This is a genomic window from Actinoplanes sp. NPDC051343, from assembly GCF_044455125.1.
Lineage (GTDB): Bacteria > Actinomycetota > Actinomycetes > Mycobacteriales > Micromonosporaceae > Actinoplanes.
Map to the genome: position 1 here is coordinate 250,318 of NZ_JBITEL010000012.1, position 18,746 is coordinate 269,063.

General features: G+C 70.7%; 19 protein-coding genes and 1 tRNA gene. 10 read left to right on the plus strand and 10 right to left on the minus strand.

Going from position 1 to position 18,746, the window contains the following annotated elements:
* Nucleotides 1-251: 251 nt before the first annotated feature.
* The gene (locus ACIA5C_RS34940; RefSeq protein WP_396062712.1) at nt 252-710 is read right to left on the minus strand and encodes a hypothetical protein; all 459 of its coding nucleotides are present in this window, start codon (nt 708-710) and stop codon (nt 252-254) included.
* Nucleotides 711-887: 177 nt separating this feature from the next.
* On the opposite strand from ACIA5C_RS34940, the gene ACIA5C_RS34945 reads away from it, so the two are divergent.
* A tRNA-OTHER gene (locus ACIA5C_RS34945) sits at nt 888-1,014 on the plus strand.
* Nucleotides 1,015-1,313: 299 nt separating this feature from the next.
* Nucleotides 1,314-1,991 carry a class I SAM-dependent DNA methyltransferase gene (locus ACIA5C_RS34950; protein WP_396062714.1) on the plus strand — a complete coding sequence of 226 codons (678 nt, stop codon included), beginning with the start codon at nt 1,314-1,316 and terminating at the stop codon, nt 1,989-1,991.
* Here ACIA5C_RS34950 and ACIA5C_RS34955 read toward each other — a convergent pair.
* Nucleotides 1,968-2,837: an LLM class F420-dependent oxidoreductase gene (locus ACIA5C_RS34955; protein WP_396062716.1), complete on the minus strand. Its 870-nt coding sequence runs from the start codon at nt 2,835-2,837 to the stop codon at nt 1,968-1,970. The genes ACIA5C_RS34950 and ACIA5C_RS34955 overlap by 24 nt on opposite strands.
* A 60-nt stretch (nt 2,838-2,897) precedes the next feature.
* Between ACIA5C_RS34955 and ACIA5C_RS34960 the strand changes: the two genes are divergently transcribed.
* The gene (locus tag ACIA5C_RS34960; RefSeq protein ID WP_396062718.1) at nt 2,898-3,173 is read left to right on the plus strand and encodes a YciI family protein; all 276 of its coding nucleotides are present in this window, start codon (nt 2,898-2,900) and stop codon (nt 3,171-3,173) included.
* On the opposite strand, the gene ACIA5C_RS34965 is transcribed toward ACIA5C_RS34960, so the two are convergent.
* On the minus strand, nt 3,170-3,697 hold the full coding sequence (locus ACIA5C_RS34965) for a phosphoribosyltransferase (RefSeq protein WP_396062720.1): 528 nt from the start codon (nt 3,695-3,697) through the stop codon (nt 3,170-3,172). The two genes, ACIA5C_RS34960 and ACIA5C_RS34965, sit on opposite strands and share 4 nt — an antisense overlap.
* Before the next feature lie 102 nt (nt 3,698-3,799).
* Here ACIA5C_RS34965 and ACIA5C_RS34970 point away from each other — a divergent pair, with 102 nt between their 5' ends.
* Entirely contained in the window at nt 3,800-4,933 is a 1,134-nt protein-coding gene (locus ACIA5C_RS34970; RefSeq protein WP_396062722.1) for a PP2C family protein-serine/threonine phosphatase, read from the plus strand.
* On the opposite strand, the gene ACIA5C_RS34975 is transcribed toward ACIA5C_RS34970, so the two are convergent.
* Complete coding sequence (locus ACIA5C_RS34975) at nt 4,930-5,082, minus strand: hypothetical protein (RefSeq protein WP_396062724.1); 153 nt, start codon at nt 5,080-5,082, stop codon at nt 4,930-4,932. The genes ACIA5C_RS34970 and ACIA5C_RS34975 overlap by 4 nt on opposite strands.
* Before the next feature lie 277 nt (nt 5,083-5,359).
* Here ACIA5C_RS34975 and ACIA5C_RS34980 point away from each other — a divergent pair, with 277 nt between their 5' ends.
* Nucleotides 5,360-7,216: an acyl-CoA dehydrogenase gene (locus ACIA5C_RS34980; protein WP_396062726.1), complete on the plus strand. Its 1,857-nt coding sequence runs from the start codon at nt 5,360-5,362 to the stop codon at nt 7,214-7,216.
* A gap of 39 nt (nt 7,217-7,255) precedes the next feature.
* Here the strand turns inward: ACIA5C_RS34980 and ACIA5C_RS34985 are convergent, their stop codons facing one another.
* Nucleotides 7,256-7,774: a SixA phosphatase family protein gene (locus tag ACIA5C_RS34985; RefSeq protein WP_396062728.1), complete on the minus strand. Its 519-nt coding sequence runs from the start codon at nt 7,772-7,774 to the stop codon at nt 7,256-7,258.
* A gap of 86 nt (nt 7,775-7,860) precedes the next feature.
* Here ACIA5C_RS34985 and ACIA5C_RS34990 point away from each other — a divergent pair, with 86 nt between their 5' ends.
* Nucleotides 7,861-8,142, plus strand: coding sequence for a DUF6458 family protein (locus ACIA5C_RS34990; protein WP_396062730.1), 282 nt, complete (start codon nt 7,861-7,863; stop codon nt 8,140-8,142).
* 73 nt (nt 8,143-8,215) lie between these two features.
* Here ACIA5C_RS34990 and ACIA5C_RS34995 read toward each other — a convergent pair whose 3' ends face one another.
* The gene (locus ACIA5C_RS34995; RefSeq protein ID WP_396062732.1) at nt 8,216-9,052 is read right to left on the minus strand and encodes an SDR family oxidoreductase; all 837 of its coding nucleotides are present in this window, start codon (nt 9,050-9,052) and stop codon (nt 8,216-8,218) included.
* 115 nt (nt 9,053-9,167) lie between these two features.
* On the opposite strand from ACIA5C_RS34995, the gene ACIA5C_RS35000 reads away from it, so the two are divergent.
* Complete coding sequence (locus ACIA5C_RS35000; protein WP_396062734.1) at nt 9,168-9,536, plus strand: winged helix-turn-helix transcriptional regulator; 369 nt, start codon at nt 9,168-9,170, stop codon at nt 9,534-9,536.
* Here ACIA5C_RS35000 and ACIA5C_RS35005 read toward each other — a convergent pair.
* On the minus strand, nt 9,512-10,192 hold the full coding sequence (locus tag ACIA5C_RS35005) for a hemolysin III family protein (RefSeq protein WP_396062736.1): 681 nt from the start codon (nt 10,190-10,192) through the stop codon (nt 9,512-9,514). The genes ACIA5C_RS35000 and ACIA5C_RS35005 overlap by 25 nt on opposite strands.
* A gap of 62 nt (nt 10,193-10,254) precedes the next feature.
* Between ACIA5C_RS35005 and ACIA5C_RS35010 the strand changes: the two genes are divergently transcribed.
* The 3 genes from ACIA5C_RS35010 to ACIA5C_RS35020 are packed head-to-tail and all read left to right on the plus strand — an operon-like array spanning nt 10,255 to nt 12,432.
* Entirely contained in the window at nt 10,255-10,860 is a 606-nt protein-coding gene (locus tag ACIA5C_RS35010; RefSeq protein ID WP_396062738.1) for an allophanate hydrolase subunit 1, read from the plus strand.
* On the plus strand, nt 10,857-11,687 hold the full coding sequence (locus ACIA5C_RS35015; protein ID WP_396062740.1) for a biotin-dependent carboxyltransferase family protein: 831 nt from the start codon (nt 10,857-10,859) through the stop codon (nt 11,685-11,687). The genes ACIA5C_RS35010 and ACIA5C_RS35015 overlap by 4 nt, the downstream gene beginning before the upstream one ends.
* Nucleotides 11,683-12,432, plus strand: coding sequence for a LamB/YcsF family protein (locus tag ACIA5C_RS35020; RefSeq protein WP_396062912.1), 750 nt, complete (start codon nt 11,683-11,685; stop codon nt 12,430-12,432). The genes ACIA5C_RS35015 and ACIA5C_RS35020 overlap by 5 nt, the downstream gene beginning before the upstream one ends.
* A 157-nt stretch (nt 12,433-12,589) precedes the next feature.
* Here the strand turns inward: ACIA5C_RS35020 and ACIA5C_RS35025 are convergent, their stop codons facing one another.
* The 3 genes from ACIA5C_RS35025 to ACIA5C_RS35035 form a co-directional block, all read right to left on the minus strand.
* Nucleotides 12,590-14,380, minus strand: coding sequence for an NHL domain-containing thioredoxin family protein (locus ACIA5C_RS35025; RefSeq protein WP_396062742.1), 1,791 nt, complete (start codon nt 14,378-14,380; stop codon nt 12,590-12,592).
* A 62-nt stretch (nt 14,381-14,442) separates the two neighbouring features.
* Nucleotides 14,443-18,273 (minus strand): hypothetical protein, encoded by a 3,831-nt coding sequence (locus tag ACIA5C_RS35030; RefSeq protein WP_396062744.1) that lies wholly within the window; start codon nt 18,271-18,273, stop codon nt 14,443-14,445.
* Between the two features lie 305 nt (nt 18,274-18,578).
* The gene (locus tag ACIA5C_RS35035) at nt 18,579-18,716 is read right to left on the minus strand and encodes a hypothetical protein (RefSeq protein ID WP_396062746.1); all 138 of its coding nucleotides are present in this window, start codon (nt 18,714-18,716) and stop codon (nt 18,579-18,581) included.
* Nucleotides 18,717-18,746 lie beyond the last annotated feature (30 nt).

Consider the following 18,746-nt stretch of genomic DNA (forward strand, 5'->3'; position numbering starts at 1 on the left):
GGGCGCTGGCGCGCCCAGAACGCTCACCCCGACCGGGCGACCTGAGTGAGTGGTTGCGCCCATAGGCTCGCCTCCGACCAGCCGGCTTGCTTGAGTGAGTGGTTGCGCCCAATGCTCATCCCCGATGAGGCGACTTGAGTGGGTGGTTGCGCCCAAAATGCCCGCTCCGATCGGGCGGCCTGAGCGGGTGGTTGCGCCCAGAACGCCCGCCCCGATCAGGCGGCCCGAGTGGGTGGTTGCGCCCAAAACCGTTAGCGGCCGCGGGTGTCGACGACGGGCACCTGGCTAAGACCGCCGACGGCCAGTTGCCGGCGCAGCAGGGCTGCGATTCGACGCCGTCGGGCAGCGGTGGTCTTCAGCATCTCGACATACTCCGGCCTTACGCCCGCAGGGATCTGGTGGCTGCCGCGGGACTCCAGCGCGAAGACGACCAGACCCCACTGCCGGGCGGTCGGAGTGAGGGTCTCGGCTCGGCCGGCCGTCCGACGCTGGTTGCGCTGCTGCTCCGGGACTTGGGCCCAGCCGGCCTGACGGACGCTGAGGCCCAACTCGCTCAGCTCAGCCCAGTGCGGGTCACGCGAAGGCTCTCCCCAGTCGTCTTGATCCCAGCCCTCCTGGGACAGCCGATCGAGCTCGTCGTCCAAAGTCGCGTCGATCATCAGCCAATCCTCGACGTCCAGCACGACTGAGTACTCGGTGGCGCGGCCCATGCCCCCATCGTCGCTCAGATCGCGAGGCCGGGCCCGGTTGCTCCGCTGGCCGAGCTTGGTCGGCGCGCTCTCGTAGGCAGGGGCACACGAAGTGTGGAGCTGAGCCGCGTTTGGCGTTGCGTCAGCAGGCGTCGGATGCGGTAGTGCCGAAACCGTTCATGGACGAGACTGGGCGCTGGACCGGTGGCAGAGCCGGGTTATGGCGACGCTGACGGTTGGAAGCGGGGCACGCTCGGCGGCGGGAGGCGTGTGGCGCCACCCGCGTGCCGTGCCCCCACCAGGGGTTCAAATCCCCTCCGGTCCGCGTTCCGGCGAATCCTCATTGTGGTTATAACGCACGCCGTCGGGGCTAGGGGTCGTCGCGAGGCGAGGACCTAGGTCGAAGCCAGCTCGGCCATACATTTGCCGGGACGGCGTCCAAGTCGCTGGTCGGGACGTTAGCGAAGCTGGTGACGCCGGGCAGCCCAGACTGCTGGGCTGTATCAGTCGCCGGTCAGGTCGTGGTTGAAGCGGGCCGGGCCGTGGTCGCCCAGGGTGCCAGAACGCTCAACAGGCGGGACGGGTCCGGGCCGACCGCCTCGGGCTGGGACAGGGCTCGGCCGGGTGGCGCCTGGTGACGGCATTGACTGGCAGGGTTGCGGCGTGAATGACGCGAGCTATGTGGAGCGGACCCGGGCGGCCTATGACGTGGTCGCCGTGGACTACGAGGCGCTTTTGCGGGATGAGCTCGACAAATCGGTCTGGGGCCGGGCCGTGCTGGGCGGGTTTGCCGAGCTGGTGACCGGGCCCGTGGTCGATGTGGGGTGTGGGCCGGGGCGGATCACCGGCTATCTCGCCGGGCTCGGGCTTGAGGTCAGCGGGATTGACCTGTCGCCGCGGATGGTGGCGGTGGCTGCGGAGAGGCATCCGGAGATCGGGTTCGAGGTGGGGTCGCTGTTCGACATCGGGCGGGAGGACGACAGTCTCGGTGGGCTGGTCGCGTGGTATTCGCTGGTGCACACCCCGCCGGAGCTGCTGCCCCGGGCCTTCGCCGAGTTTCACCGGGTGCTGAGGCCGGGCGGGCGGCTCGCGTACGCCTTCAAGGTGGGGGACGGCAGCAAGCATCCGCTGACCCGGGGATACGGGCACGATATCGACCTGGACGTGTACTGGTATCGGACCGACGTCCTCGCCGGCCTGCTGGTGCGGGCCGGGTTTCGCGAGGCGCTGCGAATCGAGACGGCGGCCGAGCCGCACGAGCGGCAGCCGCAGGGCTACCTAGTCGTGACCAAGGAAGATTGAGGCCATCTGGCGCCACTCCTCCAACGGCAGGTGTTCGCCGGCGTCGGCCGAGAGGACCTGGATGGCCACGTGGTCGGCGCCCGCTTCGAGGTGGGCGTCGACGCCCTTGCGGACGGCGGCCTCGTCGCCCCAGACGACCGCGGTGTCGACGAAGTGGTCGCTGCCCTCGCCGGCCAGGTCGTCGTCGGTGAAGCCGTAGTTGCGCAGCATCGTCGTGTAGTTGGGAAGTGCCAGGTACGAAGTGGTGATGCGGCGGGCGACCGTGCGGGCCTGGGCCGGGTCGGTGCCGAGGAAGACCTTCTGTTCGGGGATGAGCAGGCGGTCGGGGCCGAGGATCCGGCGGGCGTCGGCGGTGTGGGCCGGCGGCGTCAGGTAGGGCAGGGCGCCGGCGGTGAGTTCGCGGGCCGTCTCCAGGGCTTTCGGGCCGAGGGCGGCGATCATGCGTTCCTCGACGGGGACCGAGCGGAGTTTGTCGGTGAGGAAGTCGCGCAGTTTGGTCAGCGGCTTCACGTACGCCTGACCGAGCGACTCGGCCGTCGGCGCGTGGCCCGAGCCGACGCCGAGGGCGAAGCGGCCCGCGTAGTGGCGGTCGAGCCGGTGCTGGCTGGCCGCGAGCACCTCGCCCCGGCTGCGCCAGATGTCGACGATGCTGGTGCCGACGACCAGGTGCGAGGTGGCGGCGAGGATCGACTCGACCAGGTGCAGATCGTCGGGTGGGCTGCCGCCGATCCAGACCGAACCGAAGCCGAGGCCTTCCAGCTCTTGAGCCGCCGAGGCGATGAGATTGGCATCCTCCGGCCACAACCGCCGGCTCACCCAGACTCCATAACGCCCGAAGTCGTTCATGATGTAGATCGTACGTTTGACGGGGAGCCGCCGCCGGAGAGGAACGCCACTGTGTATCTGATGATCTCGACTTATACCGCGCCGCTGGACGAGGTCGACCAGGTGCGGGACGCGCATCTGGCGTTCCTGGACGAGAAGGAGGCCGCGGGTCTCGTCGTCTCGGCCGGCCGGCAGACGCCCCCCAACGGCGGTGTGGTCATCCTCGACGTCGCCACCGAGGCCGAGGCGTTCGCCGTGATGGCCGACGACCCGTACGTGACGGCGAAGGTGGGCGAATACCGGGCGGTCGGGTTCAACCCGTCGCGCGGCGTGCTGCAGAACTGGAAGCCGGCCTAAAGGTCCGCGCCGGTCAACAGGCCGCGCACGCCGAGTTCCGAGGAGAGCGCAGGCGCGCACTCGTTGACGATCACAGCGGTTCCGACGTACCGGTCCCCGGCCAGGGCTTTCAACGCCCCGGCCTGGGCTCCGGTCGCCGCCCAGTCGTCGACCACGAGCACGCGGTCGTCGGGGCGTACCAGCTCACGCCGTACACCCAGAAGCTGGACCTCGCCGCGGTGATCGACCACCTCGGTCCAGATCATCGCCTCGGCGATGGGCCGCCGGGCGCCCGCCCGGTAGGCCTCGACGAAGCCGGCGCCGAGCGACCGGGCCGTCAGCGGGCCGACCAGAAAACCGGTGACCTCGGGGGAGATCACCACGGTCGGGCGTTCGGCCCGGAAGAGGTCGGCCAGCGCGTCGCCCAGGCCGGAAAGGATCGCCGGGTCGCGCCACCAGCCCGAGCGGTCGCTGACCAGGTAGTCCTCGCCGGGGTCGGTCCAGCGGAAGGCGGCCCGCAAACGATCAGGCAGATCGACTGTCACCGCGACATAGTGACACCGGCGTGGGGGTCGGGCGGGCACCGACCGGTCAGAACCCGCTCAGACTACGGGTCAAGTTGATGCAGTGCATCGTTCCGATCGGGCATGCTGTTGCGCGTAGCCATGCCTAATCTCCCGCCGGGCCGTCGCCGTCCGGTCAGCCCAGGGTCCCGCGTCGGTCTCGGCGCGGCCCTCTTGCTGCTCGCCGTCGTGTCGGCGGTGGAGCTTGCGGACGGTCCCGAGGCCAACTTCGTGGGTCTGCTCGTCGCGGTGCCGTTCCTGGCCGCGGTCTTCGCGTTCTGGCAGACGGTGCTGTTCGTCGGCGTGCTCGCGGCGATCGTCGGGATGGCGTTCGTGGGGGCGGAGGGCGGCGCGCCCAATGTGTCCGAAATGGCGAACATTCTGGGCATCGTGCTGGCCACCGCGATCGCGGCCGCAGTTGCCACGATCCGGCAGCGCCAGGCCAACCGCATCGCCGAGTTGCAGCGGCTGGCCGCGGTGGCCCAGCAGGCGGTGCTGCGTCCGGTGGGCCCGCAGGTCGGCGCGCTCGCGGTGGCCGGTCGGTACATTTCGGCGACGGCCGCCGCCGACATCGGGGGCGACCTCTACGAGGCCTTGGACACGCCCTACGGCGTACGCATCATCATCGGCGATGTCCGTGGCAAGGGACTCGATGCGGTCCGGCTCGCGAGCATCGTGCTCGGTTCCTACCGCCACGTGGCCTACGAGCGGGCTGATCTGAAGACCATCGTGACCGATTTGGACCGGGCGGTTGCACGCAGCGTAGGCGACGAGGATTTCGTGACCGCGGCTCTGGTCGAGGAGCGTGGCGGCACGCTGACGATCGTCAACTGTGGACATCCGGCGCCGCTGCTGCTGCGCCGGGGCCAGGTCATTCCGCTGGAGCCGGACGCGCCGGCGCCTCCGCTGGGGTTCATGCCCGAGGTCAAGCCGCGGGTCGAGCGTCTGGAGCCGGGTGACCGGCTGCTGCTGTTCACCGATGGGCTGGGTGAGGCGCGGCGGGAGGGCGAGTTCTTCCCGACCGCGGACCGGGCGTGGCGGCTGCTCGGTCACGGCACGGTCGGGGACGGGCTGGCCTCGCTGGAGACCGCCCTGGTCGATTGGGTGCACGGTCGTCTCGAGGACGACATCGCGCTGGTTCTGCTGGAGTACGCGGGCACGGACGAGGAGCCGACGGTGCCGATGCCGAGTTGGGAAGTCGGCGCGGCCGGCAGCTAGACGGTGGCTGTCTCTTTTTCGAGCTCCGCGACGACCGGGACCGGCGTGACTTCGGCGGCAATCTCGGCGCGACGGTGCTTTCCCACGTAGCGACGTGGCTGGTCCGCCTGGCGAGGTTCGGGAATCAGATTTTTGATCGTGGCGAACATGTGCGCCCCCTTGGCCGGTTTCGAAGGCAAGAGCTTCGTGTCTATGGGGAGAAACGAGCCTCCCGGCGACCCGATACGTCGCCGAGGCGTCGGAGCTCGCAAATAGCCGAACGGCTGTCCTGCTGCCTGGCCGATCGGGGCCGCTTGATGTGCGAGTCGGTCGACCCGACCCCCGAACTGGGTGGTTGGTAACAGATCAGCTGTCATCTTGTCGCTGTCTACCGATGGGTAATAGAGTGGTTATTACTGACGGGTAACTCGCGTTTGGGGCCGCACCATGACTCACTACAAGAGCAACCTCCGGGACCAGCAGTTCAACCTGTTCGAGGTCTTCGGGGCTGACCGCGCGTTCGGTCAGGCGCCGTACGACGAGATTGACGCGGAAACCGCGCGCGACGTTCTGTCCGAGGTCAACCGACTGGCGACCGAGGATCTGGCGGCGAGCTACACCGACGCCGACCGCAACCCGCCGGTCTTCGACCCCGAGACGCACACCGCGCCGCTGCCGGAGTCGTTCAAGAAGTCGTTCGAGCAGTGGATGGCCGCCGAGTTCTGGCGCCTCGACCTGCCGTCGTCGCTCGGCGGCACACTCGCCCCGCGCGCCCTCTGGTGGACGCTCGCCGAGAACGTTCTCGGGGCCAATGCGCCCGTCTGGATGTACTCGTCCGGTCCCTCGTTCGCCCACGTCGTCGAGACCGAGGGCACCGAGGAGCAGAAGAAGTGGGCCCGGCTCTTCGTCGAGAAGCAGTGGGGCTCGACCATGGTGCTGACCGAGCCGGACGCCGGTTCGGACGTCGGCGCCGGTCGCTCCCGGGCCATCCCGCAGGCCGACGGTTCGTGGCACATCGAGGGCGTCAAGCGGTTCATCACCTCGGGTGAGCACGACCTGACCGACAACATCATCCACTACGTGCTGGCGCGCCCGGCCGGCGTCGAGGGCGCCGGCGGCCCGGGCACCAAGGGCCTGTCGCTGTTCATCGTGCCGAAGTTCCACTTCGACCCGGAGACCGGCGAACTGGGCGAGCGCAACGGCGTCTTCGCCACCAACGTCGAGCACAAGATGGGCCTGAAGGTCTCCAACACCTGTGAGCTGACCTTCGGCGAGCACGGCGTGCCGGCCAAGGGCTGGCTGCTCGGCGAGGTGCACCAGGGCATCCGTCAGATGTTCATGATCATCGAGTACGCGCGGATGATGGTCGGCACCAAGGCGATCGCCACGCTCTCCACCGGCTACCTGAACGCGCTGGAGTACGCGAAGAACCGCGTGCAGGGCGCCGACCTGGTGCAGAACGACGACAAGGCCGCTCCCCGGGTCACGATCACCCACCACCCGGACGTACGCCGCTCGCTGCTGCTGCAGAAGTCGTACTCGGAGGCGCTGCGTGCGCTGACCGTCTACACCGCGACCTGGCAGGACAAGGTCGCGATCGCCGAAGCGGCCGGTGACACGGCGGCGGCCAAGGCCGCCACCAAGATGAACGACCTTTTGCTCCCGCTGGTCAAGGGCGTCGGGTCCGAGCGGGCGTACGAGCTGCTCGGGCACGAGGCGCTCCAGACGTACGGCGGGTCGGGCTTCCTGCAGGACTACCCGCTCGAGCAGTACGTGCGGGACGCCAAGATCGACACGCTGTACGAGGGCACGACCGCGATCCAGAGCCTCGACCTGATCTTCCGCAAGATCGTGAAGAACCAGGGTCAGGCCCTCGGCGCGCTCGCCGGCGAGATGCAGTCGTTCATCGAGAGCGAAGCCGGCAACGGCCAGCTCAAGGTCGAGCGGCTCGCGCTCGGCAAGGCGCTCGGCGAGCTGCAGCAGATCCTCGCCACCGTGATGACCTGGCTGGCCGGGGCACAGGGCGGCGAGCCGACCGAGCTCTACAAGGTCGGTCTGAGCTCGCGGCGCATTTTGCTCGCCCTCGGCGACGTGGTGCTCGCCTGGCTGCTGCTGCGGCAGGCCGAGGTGGCCCTCAAGGCGCTCGGCGGCGAGGTCTCGCCGTCGGACAAGAGGTTCTACGAGGGCAAGATCGCGTCGGCCCGGTTCTTCGTACGCGAGGTGCTTCCCCGGGTGGGCTCCGACCGTCGCATCATCGAGGCCACCACGCTCGATGCGATGGAGCTTTCCGAGGACGCGTTCTAAAGCTTTTCGTTGGGGCCGGCGGGGTCATTCCGGCCGGCCTCAACCCCGCGCGGTGTGCCGCTCGATCAACCGCATCGAGCCGGGCGACGTCTCCGACCACGAGGCTTCCGTACGGTGGACGGCCAGGCCGCTCGTCTTCAGGCCGACCTCGTTGCCGTCGTACTGCTCGTCGGGGATGAGCAACAGGGACACTTCGGAGACCGTCGGGTTGTGCCCGACCACCAGCACGGTCCTGACCTCGTCGGACACGCGGCGGAGCAGGTCGAAGACCTCGGTGCGGCCCCCGTCGTACAGGCCCTTCTCGTAACGCACCTCGGCCGCCCGCGTGCCCGGCAGCGCCTGTGCGAGAGCGATCGAAACGCCCTGCCATGTCTGCCGCGTGCGGGCGGCCGGCGAGCACAGGACCAGGTCGGGGCGCAGTCGCTCGTCGGCCAGCCAGGCGCCGGCCGCATCGGCGTCCGACTCGCCGACCGTCGTCAGGCGACGCTCAAAATCGGGCCGGTCACCGGGGGTTTCGGCCTTGGCGTGGCGGAGGATGACCAGAGTCCGTGCGCTCATGGAAACAGCTTGCCTGATTGAGAATCTTCGCGCCTGGGTAACACCTCATGGACGGATTGATCGTGATGAGGACCGAGGAGAGTCCGATGGGCATCGGCGCAAGCATCTTCCTGCTCGCGGTGGGCGCGATCCTCGCGTTCGCCGTCAACGCGCATATCAGCGGGATCGACATCAACGTCATCGGCTGGATTCTCATGGCCTGCGGCCTGGTCGGCCTGGTCATTACGCTCTGGTACTGGAACAGCCGGCGGCGCACCGTCGTGACGCGACGGACGCAGGCGCCGGTGGCGGGTACGACGTACCCGGCGGAGCGGGCCGAGTACCACGAGACGCGGGACGTTCCCCCGCCGCCCCCGCCCGGTTACTGATTTTCCCAAGTTCCGAAGCTCGCGACGCCGGTGGCTGCCCTCCCCCTAGCAGCCACCGGCGTCGCGCGTCTTTTTATCGCAGGGCCGCGGCAACCGACTCGGCCAGCGGCGTCGCCGGACGGCCGAGCAGGTTTTCCAGGTCGGTCTTCGGCACGAAGAGTGCGCCCCGGGAGGCGGCCGCGTCCGAGTCGGCCAGCACCGCCGCGTGTCCGGCGTCCAGCCCGACGCCGACCAGGAACTCGGCGTACTTCTCTTCGCCCAGATCGGTGTAGGTGACGTCGCGGCCGGTCTGCCGCGAGATCTCGGCCGCCAGTTCGGCCATCGTGAACGCCTCGCCGCCCAGCTCGTACACCTTGCCTGCGTGCTCGTCGCCGATCAGCGCGGCCGCCGCCGCCTCGGCGTAGTCGGCGCGCGGCGAAGCCGAGATTCGGCCGTCACCCGCCGCGCCGAACAGGCCGTTCTCGACCGCCTGCGCGATCGGGTAGTTCTCGAAGTACCAGCTGTTGCGCAGCAGCGTGTGGGGCACGCCGGACTCGGCGAGGATCCGCTCGGTCGCCTGGTGCTCGGCCGCCAGCTTCATCTCGGTGGTGTCGGCCCGGGGGATGCTGGTGTAGACGATCCGGCCGACGCCCGCCTCCTTGGCCGCCTGGATCACGTTGCGGTGCTGCTCGACGCGCTTGCCCACCTCGCTGCCGGAGATGAGAAGGACCGTGTCGGCGCCCGCGAAGGCGGCCTTCAGGGCGCCCAGGTCCTCGTACGGCGCGACCTTCGTGGTCACGCCAAGGTCGGCGATCTTGTCGATGGATCGACCGGTCGCCACCATCTGATCGGCCGGTACGCCGCGCGCGAGCAACGACTCCACGACGTGGCGGCCGAGATGTCCGGTGGCTCCGGTGACGACGATGCTCATATGGGAACTCCCTAGTCGTTGAGGTCTTGTCGAATGACGCTAACGTGCCAGGTCAGGGATCACTTCCCAAAAGATAGAGGGCACCTTGAAGTGCAGTACGTACCTGGGAGATAGTGTGCAGGTGAAGGCTGACGTCTACGACCGGAACTGCCCGAGCCGGCAGGTCCTCGACCGCATCGGCGACACCTGGAGCGTGCTCGTCGTCATCTCGCTCGCGCAGGGACCGATGCGTTACACCGAGTTGGCGAAACGGATCGACGGGGTGAGCCCCAAGATGCTCACCCAGACACTTCGGGCTCTGGAACGTGACGGGCTGATCTCGCGAACCGTGCACGCGGTCGTGCCACCCCGGGTCGACTACGCACTGACCAAACTCGGCGTGAGCCTGCTCGACCTGGTCGGTGCCCTGGAGTCCTGGGCGCAGACGCACATCGACGACGTGCTGTCCGCCCGGGCCGACTACGACGCGTACAGCGCGAAATAGATAGCGATGTGGTGGCTGATCGCGGCGACCAGGGTGCACGCGTGGAAGAACTCGTGGTGCCCGAAGACGGTCGGCCACGGGTTGGGCCGGCGCAGGGCGTAGAAGATCGCGCCCACGCTGTAGATGATGCCGCCGACCAGCAGCAGCACCAGGCAGGTGACACCGCCGACGCGCAGCACATCGGGCAGGATCGCGAGCGCGCCCCAGCCGAGCGCCAGATAGAGCGGCGCACCGACCCAGCGCGGCAGATTCGGCCAGACGGTCTTGAGGGCGACTCCGCCGAGCGCGCCGGCCCAGATCAGGCTCAGCATCACCGTCGCCTTGCCGGCCGGGAGCAGCAGAACGCAGAACGGCGTGTAGGTGCCGGCGATGAAGACGAAGATCATCGAGTGATCCATCCGCTTCATGATCTGGTAGCCGCGTTCGCTCCAGACCCGCCGGTGGTAGAGCGCGCTGATGCCGAACAGGCCACAGACCGTTGCGCTGTAGATCACGCAGCTCAGAAAGGGTGAGATGCCGGGCCGGCTCAGGGCGATCGAGCTGAGCACGATGCCGCAGACGAGCGCGACGAAGAACGCGTACTGATGAAGCCGGCCGCGCAGGCGGGGCTTGCCGAGGTCAGTCGGCTTCATCTGGAACGGGGCGGTGGTCGTCACGACTCCAAGGTTACGGCGCCGTAAGTTACCGGCAAGTAGATCTCGTAAGGCAGGATGACGGCATGAGGGTACGTCGGGCCGGACCTCGCGCGCTGCTGATCGAATGTTCTTCCGCTTCCGAGACCCAGGCTTGGCGGGCGGCCCTCTGGGAACGCCGCGAACAGGGCGTCTTCTCCGCCGACGAGATCGTGCCCGGTGAGCGGACGGTGCTGCTGGACGGGGTCGACGCCGGTCGGATCGATCTTGCTGCGTTGGCTCCGGCGGCCGATTTCTCGCCTCTCGAGGGTCCAGTCGTCGAGATTGCCACAATGTTCGACGGGGAAGACCTCGGCTTCGTGGCGTCCCGATGGGACATGTCGAGCAAATCGGTTGTGCGGCGGCTGGCCGAGACCGAGTTCACGGTCACCTTCTGCGGGTTCGCGCCGGGCTTCGCCTACATGCGCGGGCTCGACCCGTCGTGGGCGGTGCCGCGCCTCGACGCGCCCCGGCCGCGGGTTCCGGCCGGGGCGGTCGCCCTGGCAGGCGCCTACGCCGGCATCTACCCCACGGCCTCACCGGGCGGCTGGCGGCTGGTCGGGCGGACAGATCAACACCTTTTCGACGTACGCCGTGAGCCCCCGTCCCTCCTCGCCCCCGGCACACGTGTACGTCTGGTGGTGGCCGGTTGATCACCGTGCTCCGCGCCGGCCCGCTGACCACCGTGCAGGATCTGGGCCGCCCCGGCTTCGCCCACCTCGGGGTGCCGCGGTCCGGGGCACTCGACCAGCCGGCGCTGCGGCGGGCCAACGCCCTGGTGGGCAACGACCCGTCGGCGGCCGCCCTCGAGACGACGCTGATGGGCTGCCGCCTGCGCCTCGACGCCCCGGCGACGATCGCCGTGACCGGCGCGACCTGCACGGTGAAGATCGACGGCCGGCCGGTGGTCGGACCGGTCGATGTGCCGGCGGGTGCGGTGGTGGAGATCGGGCGGGCCGTGGCGGGGGTCCGGTCGTACGTGGCGGTAGCCGGCGGGATCGACGTCGAGCCGGTGCTCGGTAGCCGCTCCACGGACACGCTTTCCGGCCTGGGGCCGCCACGACTGACCGACGGGCAGACGCTGGCGGTCGGCGGGCGGGTCAGCACGGGACCGTCCGATGTGGCTGGGCCCGGCGTCGTTGAGCGGCCCGGGATTGTGCTCGGGGTCTGGGTGGGGCCGCGGGACGAATGGGTCGAGGTGGCGGGGCTGTTCGAGGACGCGTACGCCGTAAGCCCGGTGAGCAACCGCGTCGCGTGCCGGCTGGCCGGCACCGCCTTGAGTCGCACCCGGGCCGGCGAACTGCCGCCGGAAGGGCTGGTGCTCGGCGGCATCCAGGTGCCGCCGGACGGGCAGCCGCTCATCTTCCTGGCCGACCATCCGACCACGGGCGGCTACCCGGTGGTCGGCGTGGTCGATGATGTGACTCCGCTGGCGCAGGCCCGGCCGGGGACTAGCGTTCGGTTCCGTGAACTCCATTGACCTCAACGCCGACCTGGGCGAGGGCTTCGGCCGGTGGCGGCTCGGCGACGACGAGGCCCTGCTCGAAGTCGTGACCTCGGCGAACATGGCGTGCGGCTTCCACGCCGGCGACCCGTCGACGATGCGACGGCTGTGCACGGCCGCGGCCGAACGGGGGGTCGCGGTGGGTGCCCAGGTGGGCTACCGGGATCTGGCGGGCTTCGGGCGCCGGCGCATCGACTACGACCTGGACGAGTTGTGCGACGACATCGTCTACCAAATCGGGGCGCTGGAGGCGTTCTGTCGCCTCGCCGGCGATCAGGTGCGATATGTGAAGCCGCATGGGGCGCTCTACAACACTGCGGCCGTTGATCCTGGTCAGGCGTCGGCCGTGGTTGCAGCCGTGGTCGGCTATGACCGGGCGTTGCCGGTGTTGTGTCAGCCGGGTTCGGTGCTCGCCCGGTCGGCGGCGGAGGCCGGGCTGACCGTGATCGGAGAGGGATTTGCCGATCGGGGCTACCAGGGGGACGGCACGCTGGTGCCGCGTTCCCGCGACGGCGCCCTGATCCACGAGCCGGGGGCGGTGGTCGCCCGCGCGGTGCGGATGGCGGTCGACGGCGAGGTGGACTCGGTCGAGGGCGGCGTCGTGCCTTGCCGGGTGGCGTCGATCTGCGTGCACGGCGACACGCCGGGGGCGGTCGCGCTGGCCGGCCGGGTCCGCGCGGGGCTGGACTCGGCGGGGCTCAGGGTGGCCGCGTTCGCCTAGGACGCGCCGCCGCCGAGGCCCGGCTCAGGCCAGGCCCGGCTCGGTCGGCCCGGCTCAGCCACGTCACGCCACGCCCGGCCCAGGCCAGGCCAGGCCTGACCGACCTCAAGCCAGACGTGCCTCGAGCGGTCCGCCATATGCGCGCCGGTTGTCAGCGCTAGCTTCCGTCCATTCCGCGGAGGATCAGCGGGAGGCGCGACGGGCCCTCGGCCGTCACCACGACCGGGACGCCCCAGTCCTGCCTCGTCAAGTGGCAGGCGGCGTTCTCCACGTCGACGTCGCAGGTGGCGGCCTGGGCCACGACCTGCAGAACGCCCTCCGAAACCGCCGGATTTATCACGAGCTTGCGGGACAAGTCGGTGGTGCTCCCGGCACCCTCCAACAGCAACTCGGCCGGTGCTGCCGAGACAGTCAGGCGCGTGGACGGGCCGAACTGGGTGTCAAGCTTTTGGCCCGGCGCGGGCGTGAACACGACGTCGAGCGTGACCGGGCCCGCGGCCAGCGGCGACGCCGGGCGTTCAGTCTTGTGCCGCTCGCCGATCACGGTCTTCACGACGCCGGGGGCCAGCCGGGTCAGCCGGTGCGCGGCCGACTCGACCACGATCACGTCGCCGGAGGCGGTGACCACGATGTCGCTGGGCTCGGCCAGGCCGGAATCCACCGTCGACACGGTTTCCGACGACAGGTCGTAGCGGCGTACCGCACCGTTGTACGTGTCCGCGACCAGGACCGAGCCGTCGGGGAGAGCCGCCACGCCCAGCGGGTGCTGCAGCAGCGCCTCGGCGGCCGGCCCGTCGACGTGACCGAAGTCGAACAGCCCCTGCCCGACGGCCGTGTGAAGCGAACCGTCGGCGATCCAGCGCAACGCCGAGGTCTCGCTGTCGGCGATCCACAGGCGGTCGCCGCCGACCGACAGACCGGACGGCTGGGCCATCCAGACGTCCGGGATCGGGCCGTCGCGGAGAGACTCGACGGTGGTGCCGGCGTACACGCCGACCGTGCGCTTGATCGGATCGAACCACCACAGCTGGTGGATGCCGGCCATCGCGATGATGACCTTGTTGTCGAACCAGGCCAGGTCCCACGGGGAGGACAGGTCGGCGGCGAGCGCATCGTGCGAGTGGTCGTCCACGGTGGAGCGCCACGGGCGTCCCGAGCCGGCAACCAGGGTGACCTCGCCGGTTTTCAACACCAGACCGCGCAGCTGGTGGGCCACGGTGTCGGCGACCAGCACGTCGTAGCCGGCCACCGACGCCACGGCCGGCGGCAGCAGAAGCAGACCTTGCGGCTCGTTGAACGGGTGGCCGCGCTCCCCGGTGCCGAACCGGCGGACCAGCGTCTCGGCGTCGGGTGCGATCTCGACCAGCGAGTGCCGGGCCGAATCGGAGACCAGGAGGTTGCCGCCCGGCAGTTCGATCGCCTTGCCCGGAAAGCGCAGCAGGCCGTCGGCCGGGGCAGGCGGAACGTACGGCCCGTCGCCGCGGTGCAGCGTGCCGTCCGCCTCGTGCTTGGCGATCAGCTCGTCGATCAGGCGGGACAGCCCCTCGGCGTGGCCCTCACCGGCCATCGACGCGACCAGGTAACCCGTCGGGTCGACCACGGCGAGGGTGGGCCACGCCTTGGCCGCGTACTGCTGCCAGAGGTGCATGTCACCGTCGTCGACCACGGGGTGGTGTACGCCGTAACGCTCGACGGCCGCAGCCAGCGCCTCCGGGTCGCGTTCGTGCTCGAACTTGGGCGAGTGCACGCCGATGACGACCAGGGCGTCGCCGTACTTCTCCTCCAGCGGCCGCAGCTCGTCGAGCACATGCAGACAGTTGATGCAGCAGAACGTCCAGAAGTCGAGCAGCACGATCTTGCCGCGCAGGTCGGCCAGCGTCAGATCTTTACCGCCGGTGTTGAGCCAGCCGCGGCCCTTGAGCTCCGGAGCGCGTACGCGTGCAGTCATCGCACCATCGTGCCGCACCGGACCGCCCGGTCCGGCACGAAGGTGGTCAGCACAACAACCGGTCAGCCGTTGGGCTTCAGGCAGAGCACCTGGGTCTTGCCGTCCGTGGTCGGGTTGAGCACGTAAGGCTGCTGCGGGTCGGCGCACTTCGACTTGTCATCGGCGATCGACACGACCTGGAACGAGGAAGCCTCGCTGCAGTTCGCCTTGACCGCTTTGTCGTTCGACTTCTTGACGCAGTCGCCGGTGTTGACGCTCAGGCTGGCGTTGTCGCCGCCCTTGTCGCCGCCGGCCACCAGGTAGACGATGCCGAACGCCAGCCCGACCAGCAGCGCCGCACCCACGACGACCGCGAGCAGAATCGGCAGTATGCGGACGTGCGGCGTCTCCGGCTTGGCCGGCGCGGCCTCCGCCTCCGCCTTGAGCTGGTCGAACCGGTCCGGCTGCGCCTCGACACCGGGCCAGCTGGTGGTGTCTTCCGGCGTCGGCGGGGTGACGGTCGCGCGGGTGGCGGGCCCGGGGAACAGGCCACCCATCGGCGGCCGGTCGACCTCGACCTGACCGGGCGGCGGGAAGCTGGGCACGGCCGGCGCGGGCACATACGGTTCGCTGCGGCCGGCCACGTCGGTGGTGAGTTCGTTGTACTGCTCCGGGCCGCGCCGGGCGACGTCGGTCGTCGGCTCACCGAACGGCGGCATGCCGCCGGGTCGCTGCGGGAGCGCCGGTTGCGCTCCGGGCGGGCTGACGCGAGCACTTGCCGAGGCGCGCGCGGAGGCGCGGCTCGCCTCGGCATCATTCGGCCTTCCCGGGTACGCGGGTGAGCCGAACCCGCCGGGAGCGTTCTGATCGCCTCCGGGCTGTCCGGGGTAGGCCGCGGGAGAACTGATGCCGCCGGCCCCGTTCTGGTCGGCGCCGGGCCCACCCGCGGAGAACGGCGAGTTACCCGGGCCGAAGGGTCCGTTGTCCGAGCCGGGTCCACCGGGACCGGGGAACGAGCCGCCGTCGGACCGGGGCCCACCCGGACCGGCGAACGAGCCGTTGTCGGCTCCGGGCCGACCGGGGAACGAGCCGGGTCCGCCGGGGTACGCGCCGTGGTCCGAGCCCGGGCCGCCGGGGAAGGCCGAGCCTGGCCCGCCGGGGAAGGCCGAGCCGGGGCCGCCAGGGAATGGCCCGTTGTCGGAACCCGGTCCGCCGGGGCGGGAGTCGTTGTCTGAGCCCGGTCGGCCGGGGAAGCCCGGGCCCCCCGGGAAGGAGTCGTTGTCCGAGCCGGGTCGACCGGAGAAGGCCGCGCCACCGGGGAAGGATCCGTTGTCGGAACCGGGGCCGCCCGGGAATGCCGGTCCGCCCGATCCGGGCGACGAGCCGGCTGCACCCGAGTACGTCGAGCCGGGGAACGCGCCGTTGTCAGATCCGGGTCCACCGGGGTAGGCCGAGCCGTTGTCGGACGCGGGACCGCCCCGGAAGGCCGGGCCGGCCGCGCCGGAGAACGCCCCGTTGTCCGAGCCGGCCGGGCCCGGGAAAGCGGAGCCGGGGAAAGACCCGTTGCTGGAGCCGGGTCCGCCCGGGAACGCCGAGTCGTTGGCGCCGTTCTCCGAGCCGGGTCCGCCCGGGAAGGCGGAGCCGTTCGGGCTCGGGTACGTGCCGTTGCCGGAACCTCCGGGGAAGGCGCCGGCCGCGCCGAGCGGGGACGGCGGTCGGAACGGGGAGTCGGAGGGGCTCTCCGGCTCCGAGGTCGACGACGCCAGGTCGTCCTCCTCTGCGGGCTCGCTCGGCGGGCGGCCGTAGACACGGGCCTGCGGCGCGGGCGCCGGCGGCGGGATTTCGGAGGCGTCGACCGGTGCCCGGCTGGCCGACGGCACGGAGGCGCTCGCGGTCACCGGGCGGGCCGAGCCGACCGCCGGGCCGGACCGCTCGGCGGAGTCGCGCGGCTGCGGCACCGAGCCGCTGACCGGGGCAGCGCCGAACGGGGTGCTCGGCGAACCGGGCGGCGTGGCCGGGTTGCTCAGCACGCTCGGAGAACCGGCCGCGCCGAGGGCAGCGCCGGGCACCCGCTGCGGGTAGTCGCCGACGGGGGACTCGGGCTGCCGGAAAGGAGAGGGGTCGTCGTCACCGGACGGGGCGAACTGGCCGTTGTCGGACGCGCTGAACGGCGACGAGCCGGGGCCGGCCGAGTACGGCGATTCAGAGCCGGGCGCGTAGGGACCGGGCGCGTAGGGAGACGAGTCGGGGTCGCCGGCCGGGGCGTTGCCGAACGGGGACGGGCTGCCGTAGGTCGAGCCGCCCGGACTGCCCGGCGACGGCTCGGGTGGGCCGGCCGACGCACTGCCGAAGGTCGTCGGCCGCGCATTGCCGAACGGCGAAGCAGCATCCTCACGCCCGAACGGCGAAGCTTCCTGGCCACGCTCAAACGGCGAAGACGCCTGGTCACGGCCAAACGGCGAAGACGCCTGGTCACGGCCAAAAGGCGAAGACGCCTGGTCACGGTCGAAGGGCGAAGATTCCTGGTCGCGGCCGAACGGGGACGACTCCTGGTCACGGCCAAAGGGCGGGACGTCCTGCTCGCGGCCGAAAGGCGACGACTCGTGCTCGCGGCCGAAGGGCGACGACTCCGGGTCACGCCCTGGCGGCGACGATTCCTGACCACGATCGAACGGCGACGCCTGCTGACGGCCGGACGACGACGAGTCCTGCTCGCGGCCGAACGGGGACGACTGTTGGTCGAACGACGACGACGCCTGCTCACGGCCGGACGACGACGAGTCCTGCTCACGGCCGAACGGGGACGACTGCTGGTCGAACGACGACGACGCCTGCTCACGGCCGAACGACGACGAGTCCTGCTCGCGGCTGAACGGCGACGACTGCGGGTCGAACGGCTCGGGCAGGGCGGCCCGGCCGAACGGCTGCTCGGCCGGCGACGGCTGACCGTAGGGGTGCGGCGCGGACTCTTCCGAGGGCGCGCCGAACGGGCTGCGCACGGGCAGGTCGGAGCCGGCCGGCGTGTCGTTGCCGGAGGGTGAGCGCAGCGGGAAGCCGCCACTGTCGCCGCGCCGGGTCGGGAACGTGCTGTTGCCGCTGCCGCCCCCTCGGAGCGGGAAGCCGGCTCCGGGGTCGTCGGGCCGGGCGGGGGCCGGTGCGTCGGGCAGGCCGGCCAGGGAGGCGCCGGGAACTCGGACGCGCTGGTCGCCGAAGGCCGAGATGCCGGGCGGGCGGCCGGTGGGCGGGCCGGCTTCCGGGTCGGAGGGGTCGCTGCCGGCGAGACCGCGGGCCGGGTTGCCTGCCGCGAAACCGTCGAATTCGGTCAATTGGGGTGGCGTGGTCGGGTTGCGCTGCGGCAGCGGGTTGCCGCCGGCGATCCCATTGCGTTGCGGCAGGCCGGAATCCGGGCGCGCGAACGGATCTTCCGACTCGGACGGGCGCGATTCGGGCAGCCGCGATTCGGGCAGCCGCGGCGCGGGCGGCGGGTCAAAACGCGAGTCCCCGGCGGGAGGCGCAAACGGCGAGTCACCGGCGGACCCAAACGGCGCGTCACCCGCGGGCGGGAACGGCGCGTCACCGGCGGGCGGGAACTGCTCATCGCCGGCGGGCGGCGCGAAGGGCGACGGCTCGGGAACCCGAGCGGAGCCGTACTGCGTGCCGGCCGGGCGGGTGGGAGCCGGCTCCGAGCCCGGGCCGAACGACGACACGGCGGGCACCACGAAGGGCGAGCCACCGTTCGGCGTTGCCTGCGGGGGCGGAGCGTACGAACTGGGGAAACCGTCGGCGGGTGGCTGGGCGGTCGCGCGACCGGCCGCTCGTCGGCCCTCGGCGTCGGGCGGGAAGCCGTCCGCTGTCGGTCCGCCCGACGTGGCCTCGGCCGGTTGCGTACCGGCGTACTGCCCCTCGGACGTCATGATCGCCTCCTCATCCATGCGGCCGTGCCAGCTTTGCACGGACGCGGTCCGCCGGCACTTCGCCGACGGCCGTGCCAGCTCTCAGGCCAGGCCGTGCGGGACTGTCCGCGCGGGTCGGAAGCCCCGGTCTCTTCTCCGGCGGGGGAAGCCGGGGTCGTGACCGTGCCCAACCGTACCGGGCCGAGCCGGTGGGAGGAATCCCGGTGTACGTCCGGAAGGGGATGCCTAACTGATCTTTAAGCCTGCCCTGGAATGAGAAACGCCCCGTCCGGATTGCTCCGGACGGGGCGTTGTGCGGCCGTGGATCAGACCGGCTGGCGCTGGGCGAAGATGGCGATCTCGTCGCGCATCGACTGGCTCGGCGCGGACATCCACGCCCGGTCGATGGCGCGGTTCTGCCGGTTGATCAGACGACGCTGACGGGCGCGGTCGACCAGTTTCATGGTGCTGCTCACTTCCCCTGTACTCGGGTG

Bases quoted from the DNA above. Each gene is read 5' to 3' on its own strand.
- ACIA5C_RS34940 (WP_396062712.1), bottom strand. From the start codon at position 710: ATGGGCCGCGCCACCGAGTACTCAGTCGTGCTGGACGTCGAGGATTGG.
- ACIA5C_RS35010 (WP_396062738.1), top strand. From the start codon at position 10,255: ATGAGGGTACGTCGGGCCGGACCTCGCGCGCTGCTGATCGAATGTTCT.
- ACIA5C_RS34980 (WP_396062726.1), top strand. From the start codon at position 5,360: ATGACTCACTACAAGAGCAACCTCCGGGACCAGCAGTTCAACCTGTTC.
- ACIA5C_RS35035 (WP_396062746.1), bottom strand. From the start codon at position 18,716: ATGAAACTGGTCGACCGCGCCCGTCAGCGTCGTCTGATCAACCGGCAG.
- ACIA5C_RS34975 (WP_396062724.1), bottom strand. From the start codon at position 5,082: ATGTTCGCCACGATCAAAAATCTGATTCCCGAACCTCGCCAGGCGGAC.
- ACIA5C_RS34990 (WP_396062730.1), top strand. From the start codon at position 7,861: ATGGGCATCGGCGCAAGCATCTTCCTGCTCGCGGTGGGCGCGATCCTC.
- ACIA5C_RS35025 (WP_396062742.1), bottom strand. From the start codon at position 14,380: ATGACTGCACGCGTACGCGCTCCGGAGCTCAAGGGCCGCGGCTGGCTC.
- ACIA5C_RS34985 (WP_396062728.1), bottom strand. From the start codon at position 7,774: ATGAGCGCACGGACTCTGGTCATCCTCCGCCACGCCAAGGCCGAAACC.
- ACIA5C_RS34995 (WP_396062732.1), bottom strand. From the start codon at position 9,052: ATGAGCATCGTCGTCACCGGAGCCACCGGACATCTCGGCCGCCACGTC.
- ACIA5C_RS34955 (WP_396062716.1), bottom strand. From the start codon at position 2,837: ATGAACGACTTCGGGCGTTATGGAGTCTGGGTGAGCCGGCGGTTGTGG.
- ACIA5C_RS34960 (WP_396062718.1), top strand. From the start codon at position 2,898: ATGATCTCGACTTATACCGCGCCGCTGGACGAGGTCGACCAGGTGCGG.
- ACIA5C_RS34970 (WP_396062722.1), top strand. From the start codon at position 3,800: ATGCTGTTGCGCGTAGCCATGCCTAATCTCCCGCCGGGCCGTCGCCGT.
- ACIA5C_RS35030 (WP_396062744.1), bottom strand. From the start codon at position 18,273: ATGACGTCCGAGGGGCAGTACGCCGGTACGCAACCGGCCGAGGCCACG.